13 protein-coding genes are annotated in these 14803 nt (G+C 36.7%); 1 reads left to right on the top strand and 12 read right to left on the bottom strand.

What is annotated here, in order from left to right; all coding sequences use genetic code 11:
• Positions 1–135 precede the first annotated feature (135 nt).
• On the top strand, positions 136–990 hold the full coding sequence (locus tag PWU04_RS12760; protein ID WP_274476509.1) for a sterol desaturase family protein: 855 nt from the start codon (positions 136–138) through the stop codon (positions 988–990).
• Positions 991–1045: 55 nt separating this feature from the next.
• On the opposite strand, the gene PWU04_RS12755 is transcribed toward PWU04_RS12760, so the two are convergent.
• From PWU04_RS12755 to PWU04_RS12700, 12 genes are all read right to left on the bottom strand, one after another.
• Entirely contained in the window at positions 1046–1282 is a 237-nt protein-coding gene (locus PWU04_RS12755) for a DUF6095 family protein (RefSeq protein ID WP_274476508.1), read from the bottom strand.
• Entirely contained in the window at positions 1254–2090 is an 837-nt protein-coding gene (murQ, locus tag PWU04_RS12750) for an N-acetylmuramic acid 6-phosphate etherase (RefSeq protein WP_274476507.1), read from the bottom strand. The genes PWU04_RS12755 and murQ overlap by 29 nt, the downstream gene beginning before the upstream one ends.
• 18 nt (positions 2091–2108) lie before the next feature.
• Complete coding sequence (locus tag PWU04_RS12745) at positions 2109–2924, bottom strand: DUF4249 domain-containing protein (RefSeq protein WP_274476506.1); 816 nt, start codon at positions 2922–2924, stop codon at positions 2109–2111.
• Positions 2925–2928: 4 nt separating this feature from the next.
• A complete protein-coding gene (locus PWU04_RS12740; protein ID WP_274476505.1) occupies positions 2929–5301 on the bottom strand; it encodes a TonB-dependent receptor in 2373 nt (790 codons plus the stop codon).
• Between the two features lie 66 nt (positions 5302–5367).
• Complete coding sequence (locus tag PWU04_RS12735; RefSeq protein WP_274476504.1) at positions 5368–7593, bottom strand: NADP-dependent isocitrate dehydrogenase; 2226 nt, start codon at positions 7591–7593, stop codon at positions 5368–5370.
• A 762-nt stretch (positions 7594–8355) separates the two neighbouring features.
• Positions 8356–8706 carry a 50S ribosomal protein L19 gene (rplS, locus tag PWU04_RS12730; RefSeq protein WP_274476503.1) on the bottom strand — a complete coding sequence of 117 codons (351 nt, stop codon included), beginning with the start codon at positions 8704–8706 and terminating at the stop codon, positions 8356–8358.
• A 161-nt stretch (positions 8707–8867) separates the two neighbouring features.
• On the bottom strand, positions 8868–9545 hold the full coding sequence (gene trmD, locus PWU04_RS12725; protein ID WP_274476502.1) for a tRNA (guanosine(37)-N1)-methyltransferase TrmD: 678 nt from the start codon (positions 9543–9545) through the stop codon (positions 8868–8870).
• Positions 9546–9645: 100 nt separating this feature from the next.
• On the bottom strand, positions 9646–10260 hold the full coding sequence (locus PWU04_RS12720; protein ID WP_274476501.1) for a tRNA (guanine-N1)-methyltransferase: 615 nt from the start codon (positions 10258–10260) through the stop codon (positions 9646–9648).
• Positions 10261–10378: 118 nt separating this feature from the next.
• Entirely contained in the window at positions 10379–11119 is a 741-nt protein-coding gene (locus tag PWU04_RS12715; RefSeq protein WP_274476500.1) for an LVIVD repeat-containing protein, read from the bottom strand.
• 4 nt (positions 11120–11123) lie between these two features.
• Positions 11124–11651 (bottom strand): hypothetical protein, encoded by a 528-nt coding sequence (locus tag PWU04_RS12710; protein WP_274476499.1) that lies wholly within the window; start codon positions 11649–11651, stop codon positions 11124–11126.
• 119 nt (positions 11652–11770) lie between these two features.
• Entirely contained in the window at positions 11771–13219 is a 1449-nt protein-coding gene (locus PWU04_RS12705) for a glyceraldehyde-3-phosphate dehydrogenase (protein WP_274476498.1), read from the bottom strand.
• A 142-nt stretch (positions 13220–13361) separates the two neighbouring features.
• Entirely contained in the window at positions 13362–14768 is a 1407-nt protein-coding gene (locus PWU04_RS12700) for a trypsin-like peptidase domain-containing protein (protein ID WP_274476497.1), read from the bottom strand.
• Between the last annotated feature and the right edge of the window lie 35 nt (positions 14769–14803).

The following is a 14803-nucleotide window of genomic DNA, read 5'->3' as shown; positions in this document are numbered from 1 at the left end:
TTTAAAATTGTTGATGATAAATACATGGAATTCATTATAATCAAGTCAATAAAATTTAGAGTATAAGCTGTAAAGACAGTAACAGACTAAATGCGTCTCATGAAAAATAAAAAGGGGATTATAAAAAGCTAATATATGAAGGAGAAAATAACTATGGAACAGGTTGTTGCATTTACAAATGAGAATAACTTAATTCTATATGCTGCACCCATTATGATTGGATTGGCTGTATTGGAAATGTTTATTAGTTTTAGGCAAAATAAAAAACTCTACAAAGGAAAAGATTTTGTGGCCTCACTTACCATTGGATTAGTACAAGTTGGCTTGGGTACCCTTACTAAAAGTGCCACGTTCTTAATTGTTCTTTTTTTGTATAACATAGTACCTTGGAGTATTTCTGTAAATTGGTTCACTTGCATTCTTTGTTTCTTTATTTTGGATTTTCTGAGATATTGGGCGCATCGCTTCGGACACGAAACTAATGTGTTCTGGGCCACGCATGTTACTCACCACAATTCTGAACAGTATAATTTGTCAACCTCCTTTAGATTAAGCTGGACACAGCAAATCAAGCTAATCTTTTTTTTACCAATTAGTTTAATGGGGTTCAATCCTTTCGTTTTTTTTATTTGTCACCAAATAGCTGTATTATATCAGTTTTGGATTCATACTGAGTACATTCGAAAATTCCCTAAACCCATTGAGTTTTTTTTTACCACACCATCACACCATCGGGTACATCACGGTCGAAATCCGAAATATTTAGATAAGAATTATGGTTCTACTTTTATTATATGGGATAGAATTTTTGGCACTTTTCAACCTGAAATGGAGCAGGCTGATTATGGTATTCTAGAGCAACCAAAGGGTTTTAATCCTATTACTTTAAATTTTCATGTATGGCAGGATATTGTTAAAAATATGACGCAATCAAAAACTATCGGGCAAGCTGTAAAAGTTATCTTTAATCGTCCAGATAGTTTAAAATAGGAGATTCAATTTCTTAACTGATAAATAGACATTTTGTACACTATCTTAAGAGATGTTATTTCTTAAACATGCTGTCCATAATCGTCATAATACCCTTAAAAGCAAAAAAGATAGCAGCACCAGCCACAAATATGCCTAGACAAAGGATAGGGATAAAGAGAGGTTTCTCCTGATTCCAGAATGCCACGGAAATTAGAATAGGTCCCAAAAACATAGCAGCCAATGAAATGGCCATTTTTTTCAAACCGTTAACAAGTACGGTTTTATTGGTTCGTTTTGTTTCCGTTGCCATTGTTGTAGTGTTTTATTGCCGTTCTTACGTTTTTGTGTTTTGCAATGAGTGCTTCGGCTTCCTGTCTGGTAATATTAAGTTCGGTTATTAGCATTTTGGTACCGCGGTCAACAAGCTTATTATTGCTCAATTGCATATCTACCATTTTGTTCCCCTTTACGCGCCCCAATTGAATCATTGTAGCTGTAGAGATCATATTAAGAACTAATTTTTGAGCGGTTCCTGCCTTCATTCTAGAACTTCCGGTAACAAACTCAGGACCTACAACTACTTCAATAGGGTATTGAGCGACCTTGGCTAAAGGACTTCCTTGATTACACGTAATACATCCTGTGATAATGTCATTTTTGTTACAGGTTTCCAAGGCTCCAATAACATAAGGAGTCGTTCCAGAAGCAGCTATACCTACAACAACATCTTTAGGGGAAATATTATAATCCTGTAAATCTTTCCAACCTTGTTGAGTAGAATCCTCGGCAAATTCAACAGCTTTTCTAATGGCAGAGTCACCGCCGGCAATAAGGCCGATAACCAAGTCAAAAGGTACTCCAAAAGTAGGAGGACACTCCGATGCATCAACAATACCAAGTCTCCCGCTGGTACCAGCACCGATATAGAATAGCCTCCCGCCTTCCTGAAGCTTATCGGAAATCTGTTTTACTAAAGTCTCTATTTGTGGTAACGCTTTTTCTACAGCCAGAGGCACAGTTTTATCTTCTTGATTAATGTTCACTAAAAGATCGTGAACACTCATTTTTTCAAGGTTGTTATAGTTAGAATCCTGTTCAGTTGTTTTGGTAAAGCTCATGCTGCAAAAATAAGGATTTTATTCCACCGTATAGGTTAATTCATCAACTTCGGAGAGTCTAAAGTACCCTAAAGGAAAGTTATCAGGATTGGTTACGTTGATGCAGTTCCCTCTTACCGTTGCGGGCATAGTTTCAAAAGGACCACCACCTTCCTGACTGCTTTGCTGTAATAAGATGAACATATAATTGTAAAACTGTTTAGAAACACCATAGTTCTGGATAAGTACTTGGTGACCAGTTTCTAAATCTGAGTCGGTGTAAAAAGCAAAAATTTGATTTCCATTGTTAAATTCATCATCATAAACTTGCAATTCAGGAAATTCTGAAATGTCGCTATTGAATTCAAATAGATAATAATTCTCTTCATCTGCAGGATCCGTATAATACACTTTAAGCTCTATGTCTTCACCTGAAAAGCCTCCATTGTCTTTCTGTTCAATAAAATCGATTGAAGCAACCGATTTTAAAGATTCTGTAGCGGTGTAAGTTTCACCGTCATATTCAATATAGAGAACATAAGTTCTGTTTATTACTGGAACAAATGAGTTGTTCTTGTAAATACCAGTATCTCCTTCTTCAAGGAATTCATAAGTATTGTTTTCTTGATCAGTTATTGTGACGATAGCATTGTTTGCAGGAGGAATATTATCCTGGAAGTAAGGAGCCGTAAGGCTAAGCTTAATGGACTGCTCATTTCCAGTTGTTCCTTTAACCCAGTTAATAGATGCGTCGACCACCAATCGAGGTGCTTCAGTAGGAGTTTCCACGTCGATAACCTCTTCGCAGCTGAAAAATAAAATGGAAACTGTAAGGATGTATATTAATTTTTTCATGGCTCTAGAAGTTAAAGTTATAGGTTACAGAAGGAACAATTCCAAAAATGGATAGTTTTACAGCGTCATTCATGCCTGTATCACTGTTTTCCCTAAAGCTAATAGATGCTGCATTTTTTCTGTTGTAAACATTGTAAATCCCAAATACCCAGTTGTGTTTCCAGCGTTTTGTAGAATCTGGTTTTGGGGTATAAGTTGCTGAAATATCTAAACGATTATAATTAGGCAATCTGTTTGAGTTTCTGTCGGCATAGTTAGGGAAGTTAATGCCATTGTATTCGTATTGGCTTATAGGATAAGTGGTCGGTTGTCCAGTTTGAAAAAGGAAATTGGCATTGAAGTCCCATTTGTCGTTCAGATTGTAGCTGGCTACTACAGAAATGTCATGGGTTTTATCATAAGGTGTTACATACCAGTTTCCATTGTTAATGCCTATTTCCTCAGGCGTCCGTCCTTTGGTCTGCTGTTCCGATCGTGATAAAGTATAAGCTACCCAGCCAGTAATCCTTCCTTCGTTCTTTCTTAAAAGTACTTCGGTGCCGTAAGCACGTGCTCTACCATTAAGAATAACCTGCTCTATAGCATCGTTTGCGATAAGATCGGCACCGTCTATATAGTCAATTCTGTTTTTTATGGTTTTATAAAACCCTTCAACTTCCAAGGAATATTTGTCTTTGATATTTCTAAAATACCCCAAGGCGTATTGATGTAGTTTTTGGGGTGCGATGTATTTGCCACTCGGTGCCCATACATCTAAAGGAGTTGGTGAACTGGTATTTGAGATTAGGTGTAAATACTGAGTCATTTTGTTGTAAGAGGCTTTAATAGACGATTCTTCGCTTAGGCGATACGCTAGAGAAAGTCTAGGCTCAAAATTGTAAAACGATTTGATAACATCATTTCTTTTGAAGGTTTCAATACCTATAGGATTTGCTTTCTCATAGATCTGAAATGTAGGGTTGAATGTCACAGGAATGTCATTTGCATAGCTGTTAAGCTCGTCTTGCCCTAATCGAAGAAAAGAACTTACTCGCAAACCAACAGAAGCAGAAATTGATTTGGAAAAATCGTATTCGGCATCTAGATAAACTGCATTTTCCCAAGCAAACTTGTCGATTAATTTATCTGGATTTATCCCTGATGTTTCGGTTGTCGGTTCAATTTCTCCCGGGTTAAACTTGTAGTGGGTACTGTTTAAACCATAATAAAGTTTTAGGTCGTTGCTTACGTAATGTTTAAAATCGTATTTAAGATTGATATTTTGAATTCCTGAGTTCCATTTGAACTCAACTAGGTTCAGGTCCAATCCATAATAGTAATCAGAATAGTTTATCGATAAGTTTGAGAATATCCTATCAGAAAATAAATGGTTCCATCTGAAGTTAAAAAGTGCATTACCATAGGTGTTTATGAAGCTATCTGATAAAGAGAATAAGTCACGTCCAAAATATCCTGAAAGGTAAATGCTGTTATTGTTATTAATGTTGTAACTGATCTTGGTGTTTAGATCGTAGAAATAGGCTTTGTTGTCAATATCAAATAGAGGAAGGAATAGATGTGCGTATGATGAGCGCCCACCAACTAGAAACGAGCTTTTTTTCTTTGAAATAGGTCCTTCCAACAACAAGCGGCTAGACACTAAACCTATTCCACCATTGGCATGAAAGTCGTTACTGTTTCCTTCTTTTTGGTAAATGTCCAATACAGAAGATACGCGCCCTCCATAACGTGCAGGGATTCCTCCTTTGTACAGTTTAATATCCTTAATAGCATCGGGGTTGAATACCGAAAAGAACCCGAATAGATGAGAGGAGTTGTATATGGTGGCCTCATCCAACAGGATTAAATTTTGATCAGCAGCACCTCCTCTTACATTAAAACCAGAACCGGCTTCGCCTGCAGTAGTAACACCGGGAAGTAGTGTGATGGATTTAATAACATCCGATTCTCCCAAAACAACAGGAATCTTTTTTATGGTAGCTGAGGTTAGGGAGTTTACGCTCATTTGAGGTTTCCTAATGTTGATTTTCTCAACATCTTCTTTAATCACAATTTCGTCAAGACTTTCTGTAGATTCTGTGAGTTCAAAATTTTTGTGTAAGTCTTGTTCTAGGTTAATGGTTTCCACTGAGGTTTTGAAGCCAAGGTAACTAACAACAATTTTATATTCACCTTTTGGTAGCGTAATAGAGTAGAAACCGTATTCGTTAGTTGTAGTTCCGGTTTGTAGTTCCGGGATTAGGATATTTACACCAATTAGGGTTTCGTTTCCAGTCGATTCAGTGACCGTTCCACTAAGGGTGAATTTTTCTTGAGCCATGCCCAAAGTCCCGAAAATCAGCAAGTAAAACAGGACAATAGTCTTGTAAAGGTTCATGTACAATTTTTAGGGGGAAATTAAAAAAAAGGCTCCGATTAGGGAGCCTTTTAAATGTTACTTTTTTTATAAAGTATTCAGTATGTTATTTAACGTTTCACTAGGCCTCATAGCTTTCGCCGCTAGTTCGTCGTTAGGAGCATAATATCCTTTAATGTCCATAGCTTGTCCTTGAACTTTATTCAGTTCCTCAACAATTTTAGCTTCATTGGCTCTAAGTTCTTTAGCAACATTAGTAAAGGTCGATTGTAACTCAGTATCCTTTGTTTGGTTTGCTAAAGCTTCAGCCCAATATAATGCCAAGTAGAAGTGACTTCCTCTGTTGTCCAATTCGTTTACTTTTCTAGAAGGTGACTTTTGGTTTTCCAATAGAAGTTCTGTAGCTTCATCAAGAGTATCGGCGAGGACTAACGCTTTAGGGGCGTTGTTTACTTTTCCGTAGTGTTCTAATGATACTGCTAATGCTAAAAATTCACCTAGAGAATCCCAACGCAAGTGGTTTTCTTCCATGAATTGTTGTACGTGTTTAGGGGCAGATCCTCCTGCGCCAGTTTCGAACAATCCTCCACCGTTCATCAAAGGAACAATAGAAAGCATTTTTGCACTGGTACCCAATTCTAATATTGGGAAAAGGTCTGTTAGGTAATCACGTAAAACGTTTCCTGTTACTGAGATGGTGTCCTTACCATCCTTAAGGCGCTCTAAAGTAAATTGAGTTGCATCTTTAGGGGAAAGGATTCTGATGTCTAATCCTGAACTATCGTGGTTAGGTAAATATTTGTTTACCTTCTTAATAAGTTCAGCATCGTGTGCACGATCTTCGTTAAGCCAAAAAACGGCAGGGGTATCTGTAGCTCTAGCTCTGTTAACAGCTAGTTTAATCCAGTCTTGTATAGGAGCATCCTTAACTTGACACATTCTCCAGATATCACCTTCTTCAACAGCGTGCTCAATTAAAGTGTTTCCGTTAGCGTCTACAACACGAACAGTTCCAGCAGTATTGATTTCGAAAGTTTTGTCATGAGAACCGTATTCCTCAGCTTTTTGAGCCATCAAGCCAACGTTAGGAACAGTACCCATAGTAGTAGGATCGAAAGCACCATGTTCTTTACAGAACTCTATTGTTGTTTCGTAAACATCGGCATAGCTACTGTCTGGAATCACTGCTTTTGTGTCTTGAGTTTTTCCTTCAGCATCCCACATTTTTCCAGAGTTTCTAATCATTGCGGGCATAGATGCGTCAATGATCACGTCACTAGGTACGTGTAGGTTGGTAATTCCTTTATCTGAATTTACCATTGCCAATGCAGGTCCGTTATTGTAAACAGCTTGAATATCTGCTTCAATTTCTTGACGCTTATCTTCTGGAAGTTCGTTTAGTTTTTCAACTAGGTTACCAAAACCATTGTTTACATCAACACCCAATTGCTTGAAAGTTTCCCCATGCTTAGCAAAAAGATCTTTGAAGAATACTTTTACGGCATGACCAAAGATGATTGGGTCTGATACCTTCATCATTGTTGCTTTCATGTGAAGAGAGAACAAAATGTTTTGTTCTTTGGCTTCAGCAACTTGAGCGTCTAAAAACTCTACCAAAGCTTTTTTGCTCATTATCGTAGCGTCGATGATTTCACCATCCAATAAAGCTACTTTTTCTTTTAAAGTAGTTACGTTTCCGTTAGCGTCAACATGCTCAATTTTTACGTTTGTAGCATTTTGTACAGTAACCGACTTTTCATTTGAACGGAAATCACCTGCACTCATTGTTGCTACATGCGATTTAGAATCTGATGACCAAGCTCCCATACTGTGTGGGTGCTTCTTAGCGTAGTTCTTAACCGCTTTAGGAGCACGACGATCTGAGTTTCCTTCGCGCAATACAGGGTTTACTGCACTACCTTTAATTTTATCGTAACGGGATTTAATATCTTTTTCAGTTTCCGTTTGTGGCTCATCTGGATAATTTGGGATATTGTACCCTTGTGCCTGTAATTCGGAAATAGCAGCATTTAGCTGAGGTACAGAAGCACTAATGTTTGGTAACTTAATAATATTGGCTTCTGGAGTTTTAGCAAGTTCACCTAGTTCGGCCAAAGCATCGCTTACACGTTGTTCCTCAGTTAAATAATCAGGGAAGTTAGCCAAAATACGACCAGCCAAAGAAATATCCTTGGTCTCCAATGCTATATTGGAAGAGTGAGTAAAGGCTTTGATTATTGGAAGCAACGATTGTGTTGCTAAAGCAGGAGCTTCATCAGTTTTGGTGTAAAAGATGGTAGGTGTGTTTGCCATTTGTTAATTTTTTTAATTATGAATTGATAAGAAAATCACAGGTGATTTTCCAAGAGTCGCAAATATACAAAAAACGATGAGGTAATGTGTAGTGTAAATGTCAAGTTATGATTACTGTAAACGGATTTAGGAAGATAGATAATCCTTGTAGGAATATTAAAAGGATACAGAATTGTGTTTGTTAAATGTATAAAAAAACAAAAGCCATATCAATATAAACCTGTAAACCTGTATTTATTTTGACATGGCTTTCTTTGAAATAACTCCGCGTGACCTACTAACTCGTTTAGCATTGCTACTAAAATTTCTTAAAACGGTGTTTTAAGGTTTTCAATTCAAGTTTTGTTATTTCAAACAGAAACATCATTAATTGTAACTTTCAAAATGTATTTACTCGTTATCCGTGTTTCTGTGTAATTGTTTCTTCGCTTTTTTCTTTAGCATCATCTATCAACGTTTCTACTATCTAAAAAAAACATCAACTTTATATTGTTCGATCCTAAGATTGAATGATATAAAGTGTCTTGTTTTATTATGTGCTAAACCTAAAAGTCACAAAAAAAACAATTGTATGTAAAGAACGTTTATACGAGTTAAGATAAACTAAAAAAAGAACACCTAAACTCTATTGCTAATATAGGATAAACCGGCAAGATAAGCAACTGTAAACTGTTAAAATATAGTGAGTTAAATCGTTTGTTAGGGTAAGAAAAAAGCCCCGAATATTCGGGGCTTTTACTTTTGAATACGAACGTTGTTTTATTAACGTCTACTTTCTTTAATTCTAGCTTTTTTACCAGTAAGACCTCTAAAGTAGAAGATACGAGCTCTACGAACTTTACCTCTTTTATTGATCTCGATTTTTTGTAAAGCAGGCATGTTAACTGGGAAGATACGCTCTACACCAACTGTTCCTGACATTTTTCTGATGGTAAAAGTTTCAGAACTACCTGAACCTCTTTTTTGGATTACCACACCTCTAAAGAACTGTGTACGTACTTTGTCACCTTCTCTAATTTCGTAGTAAACTGTGATAGTGTCTCCGGCGCTGAATTCCGGAAATTCTTTTCTTGTTACAAATTCGTCTTGTACAAACTTGATTAAAGATTCCATTGTCTTTAAATTTAAAATAGTTGATTCGAAACAACATTCACGACCATCGCCAGAGGTTAATCCGAAATTGAGTGCAAAAATAATGAATTAAAAATATTGTACAATACTAATTCTTACTTTTTTATATAATTGTATGTCAGTAAGGTTACGGGAAAAGGATTCTATTCATCCAACAAATCAGGACGTCGTTCTTTAGTGCGTTGATAGGCTTGTTCTTCACGCCACTGTTCTATTACCGGAAAATTTCCGCTAAAAAGTATTTCAGGGACTTTCCATCCTTTGTATTCTCTTGGTCTGGTATAAATTGGTGGCGCTAATAGATTATCCTGAAACGAATCGGTAAGGGCTGAGGTTTCGTTGCCTAATACACCCGGAATCAATCGAATAACAGCGTCGCATAATACCGCGGCCCCTAGTTCTCCTCCAGAAAGCACATAATCCCCTATTGAGATCTCCTTAGTCACAAAATGATCACGTACTCTTTGATCTACACCTTTATAATGACCACATAAAATAATTATATTTCCTTTTAACGAAAGATGATTGGCAATACCTTGGGTAAGCCGTTCACCGTCTGGTGTCATGTAAATCACTTCATCGTAATCACGTTCCGATTTAAGTTTGGCTATGCATTTATCAATTGGTTCTATTAGCATTACCATTCCAGCCCCACCACCAAATTGGTAGTCGTCTACTGTTTTATAGTTGTCGGCGGTGTAATCACGTAAATTGTGAAAATAAACTTCAACTAATTCAGCTTCAATTGCACGCTTTAAAATTGAAGCTTCAAAAGGACTTTTCAGTAGCTCTGGTAATACAGTGATAATATCGATTCTCATGACTTATTTAATAACAGGCTACAAAGATGCGAAGAATCTTTTTAAGTTAAGCGAGAGACTTGAAGCAAAAAAAAGCCGTTCTAAATGAACGGCTGAGATTTTATACTAAAGCTTTTTGCTTGTTAAGTTCGTCTTGAAGTTGACGTCTCACTTTTTGTTCGCGTTCTAAAGCTACCTTTCTATGTTCTTCAAATTCTTCTTCAGTTTCTCTTAAGGCTTTTTGCGCTTGTTTGGTTACGGTATTACTGTTTTTGAATCTATAAATAAAGAACAGTAAAAATACTAAAAGACCACCTATTATACTCCACATGGTCATGCTGTAACTTCCTTTACTCATTGGTATGAACCCAAACATTTGGATGCTGTCTTTTTCAAGATTAGTTTGCTCTAGGTTATTTTGAGTGTTCTCTAAGTTTCCTTTTAGTTCGGTGATTTCCTTGGCTTGTGTATCTACAATTGCTTGAGTGTCGGCAAGGTTTTTTCTAACTGCCTTAAGGGAATCCATGGTGTGTGACTTTAAGGTGGAAAGCCAATGTCTTTTTACAACTTTATAATCTTGGTAGTTGTTGGATTTTTGGATAACATAATCAAATTGATTGCTTATAGTACCACTGTTTAGTGATAAACCGTCATCTTCAGAGTCATTGGTTTGTGCTTGTAGATTTAAGCTAAAACATGCTATCAATAGGAGTGTTATAAGTTTAAAATGATTCATTTGGGAAAATTTTTTATTCAAGGTTACGAAATTAAAAATATTTGTTCACTATCAAAGTCCAATCAACAAAAAACCTCATATAAATGAGGTTTAGGATATATACGTTACTAATTTGGTTTTAGATGTTTATGATACTTAATTCGTTAATATTTTCAATGTTTTCAGAATCTAGACTATATTGATAGAGGCCATTTTCCCCAATTAATATGAGCAGGTCATCCTTTATGATTAGGTCGAAAGCATTTTTGTTTATGGCATAAACAAGGGTTGACTGCTCAGGATTTGAAACATCGAAAATTTTCACTTCGTCATCACAAACAAACAAGTAATTATCGTACAGTGCCAATCCTATGGGTCTATTTAAGTTTCTTGATGATATCAAAACTGGATTCAATACGTCTGATACATCGTAAATCTCGAGAACGTTAATTGTGGTTCCGCAGCCAATATCAGAATGTAGGGTTACAAAGGCGTGAGTGCTATTTGCAACAACAGGGTCACAGGCAGTAAAATGTTGCACATCGGACAAATAGTTAGGAGCTTCAGGGTTTTGAAGGCCATAGATATACATGCCGTTTTGAGACCCTATATACAAATATTCTTTATAGTTGAAAAGAGTTTCAATATTGAAACCTATAGTGACTTGGTTAATTTTTACTGGATTTTCTGCGTTTACGATACTAAATACGTTAAGGCTATTTTTGTCTACGGTGTATAAATAATCATTGACAAGAGCAAAGCGAGCTAGTGATCCACCTTGCCCAACATTTGAAGAATCAGAGTTTAAGGCGCCGTTGCTTTGTTGGTCTCCATCACATGCTAATAAAATTAAGAAACAAATGTATAGTAGTTTTTTCATGATGTTATTCGTTTAATGTCCAATCAAGAATTATTTCATCTTCTTCTAAATCATAAGGTATAAAACCGTCAGGTGAGGGCATTTGTGGAAAAGCATTGGGAATACGCTTAGTAATTTCTATTTGCTGAGTTTCCAGGTTTAATGAAAGAGCAATTAAATCTGTGGCGTTATTAGCGAAGATTACATTGTTTTTTATAGCTAAGTCTGAAGATCCTAAAATGTTTAGAAACGCAATGTTTTGAGGAGCAGAAGGGGTTGAATTGTCAATAATGTGGAAACCTTCACTGTTTTCATTTATGAATATTAGATTTCCTTTTACATAAATTTTTCCAGTGTTTACCATAGGTTTGGAAAGAGCCTCTAGCGTGGTCGAGTTTTCCAAAGTTTCCCGAGATATGGTAATTGGTTCGTAGTGATACGTTTCGGGTTCTGTGAGGAATTGATCATCCTCATTGTTATTGTTGAAGTACAGGCAACTCTGTACACTCAATCCAACGATAATCACAAAAATGTAAAGTAGTGAAGATTTCATATAGGTTAGATTAGTTAGTTGTAACATAGATGTGTAAAGCAGAAAAAGGTTGCTTTATACACAAAAAAATCCCGCAATTAATTGCGGGATTTTTTATATGTCTAGTATGAAACTATCTACTAATAATAAGTAAAACGTCTAACTTTAGCGATATACTTCGCTAAGCGAATTACTTGGTGGCTATAGCCATATTCGTTATCGTACCAAATGTAAAGAACAACGTTTTTACCATCAGTTCTAACGATAGTTGCTTTGCTATCGTAGATTGAAGGAGCAGAGCTTCCAACGATATCGCTAGATACCAACTCGTCGCTCAATTCATATTTTATTTGCTCTACCAAGTCACCTTCTAAAGCGTATTTTTTCATTACAGTGTTGATGCCTTCAACAGAAGTTGGGTTTTCTAATTCTAGGTTTAGAATTGCCAAAGATCCGTTAGGAACAGGAACACGAATAGCGTTAGAAGTTAATTTACCTTCAAGGCTTGGTAATGCTTTAGCAACAGCACTTCCAGCACCTGTTTCGGTAATAACCATGTTTAAGGCAGCAGCACGACCACGACGGTATTTCTTGTGGAAGTTATCTACAAGGTTTTGGTCGTTAGTGTAAGCATGGATAGTTTCAAGGTGACCACTCTTTACTCCGAATGAGTCCTCCATTACTTTCAAGATAGGAGTGATGGCATTTGTTGTACAAGAAGCAGCAGAGAAAATATCGATGTCTGTTGGGTTGTTCTCAAGGTGGTTAACACCGTGAACAATGTTTGGAACACCTTTTCCTGGAGCAGTCAATAATACTTTGTCAGCCCCTTTAGAGGTCAAGTGTCTGCTTAAAGCTTCTTTATCTCTAAATGCACCTGTGTTATCGATAACCAAAGCATTGTTGATACCATATTGAGTATAGTCGATTTCCTCAGGAGCGTTAGCAGAGATAATGTTAACGGTAGTTCCGTTAATAATCAAGGCATTGTTTTTAACATCTGTTGAAACCGTACCCAAGAAATCACCGTGTACAGAATCGTTTCTTAATAAAGAAGCGCGTTTTTCTAAAACAGTTTCGTTGATTTCACCACGAGTAACAATGGCTCTTAAACGAAGTTGGTTTCCAGCACCTGTACGAGTCATTAATTCTCTAGCTACCAAACGACCAATTCTACCAAACCCGTAAAGAACAACATCTTTAGGCTTAATAGTTCCGTTTTCGTTTGCAGCTTTTAATTTATCGGCAACAAAAGCAGTAGCGCTATTGTGTTTTTGATCTTCTAAGTGGAATTCGTAAGTTAGTTTTCCAATGTCCAATTTTGCTGGAGGAAGGTCTAACGTTTTAATAGCTTGCGCAATTTCTACAGTATCGAAAATAGAGATTGGCTTTTGAACAAACTCACCTGCATACTCGTGTAAGTTTAGAATTTGGCTAACGTTACGGTCTATTAATGTGTTTCTGAAAAGAACCAATTCAATTGACTTGTCGTACCAAAGGTCACTTACAATCTTGATGAATTCTACAGTAGCTTTTCTTCTATCAGCTTGAAAAGCTAACTCTTTTTCATAAGTTTCGTTAAAACTCATTGTTTACAATTTAGTGTGTTGTTATAAATTTTGCGCAAAAATAATATATTTCAAACGTTTTCGAACTGAAAAAGTTATAAAAATAAAACGCCTTAATTATTTATTAAGGCGTTTGTAGGTTTAAGAGTGTTTTTAAGTGTAATTATCTGAAATTATAGCGTTCTTTTTCACCGTAGGAATTTATGAGTTCTATGCGAATCGGGTCGTAAGTAGAACGGTTTTTAAGGATGTTTTTTACATCATCAACATCATTTACTTTTTGATCATTGATGGCAGTAATGATACTACCTTCCTTAACCCCATTTTGTTGCCAATAATTGGCATAGTTTTCATCCAATCGAGTGATTTTAACGCCATGGTCTACGTTTAGTTTTTTCAAATCGCTTTTAGAACTGTTTTTAACAACACCAACCAACGGCATTGTTATGGTTTGGTTTTTAGCCAAAGTTACAGGAATCACTTTGTCCTTACCGTCACGTAAAATAGTAACTTGAACAATATCGTTAGGACGTTTAGTGTTGAGGTAACCGCTAAGGTCTGCAAATTTTGAAATCCTGATATCGTCTACCTTTTTAATGATATCTCCTTCTTGAATTCCGGCTAGGTCAGCTCCAGAGTCTTCATCAACGCCGCCTACATAAAAGCCTTCGGTTTCAGCAATACCCAATTCTTTTGCCGCTCTGCTATTTAAAGTTCCTCCAACTACGCCCAAAATTCCATTTTGTACGTTACCGTATTCCATAATGTCCTCAACAACTTTTTTGGCAATGTTGCTGGGTACTGCAAATGAATAGCCAATGTATGAGCCGGTTTGTGATGAAATAGCAGTGTTAATTCCTATAAGGTCACCATTAGTGTTAACCAGAGCCCCACCAGAATTCCCAGGATTTACTGCGGCATCCGTTTGGATAAACGATTGAGCGTTCTGACCACTCAGGTCTCTCGATTTAGCACTGATAATTCCTGCTGTTACAGTTGAGGTTAGGTTAAACGGATTTCCAACGGCAAGCACCCATTCGCCAACCTTAGCATTGTCCGAATCACCAAAAGCGGCATATGGAAGATCTTCATCAGACTCAATTTTTAAAAGAGCGATATCTGTTTTTGGATCTGAGCCTATTATTTCGGCTTCGTAAGTTTTGTTGTTGTTAAGAGTGACCGATAGCGATTGTGAACCATCTATAACATGATTGTTTGTAATAATGTATCCGTCAGGTGAAATAATCACACCAGACCCGGTACCTACCTGACTACGCTGTGAACGGCGACCAAAGAAAAGATCTTCAAAGGTTGGTTGGCTATTTACAATCGTTGTGTTTTTTACGTGTACAACACTGTGAACAGCCTTATCGGCAGCAGTCGTGAAATCTGGTGCATTGGCCAAATTGTAGATGTTTGAAGTGTTGTGGTTTGTGGGGATTATTGCAGGAGGTGATGTGGAAGTTTCTATAACCAAGCCCTGCTGGTTTTCAATTAACATTTTGTAGGCACCTAAGGTTATGATGCCCCCGAGTGCTGAAACAAATAACAAGGATGCAATTTTTTTCATAACTAATTATGTTTTGCTTTAAAATATTAACGTTT

It is taken from the genome of Mangrovimonas aestuarii (assembly GCF_028767185.1).
Lineage (GTDB): Bacteria > Bacteroidota > Bacteroidia > Flavobacteriales > Flavobacteriaceae > Mangrovimonas_B > Mangrovimonas_B aestuarii.
This window is presented reverse-complemented; position numbering and strand designations above follow the sequence as displayed.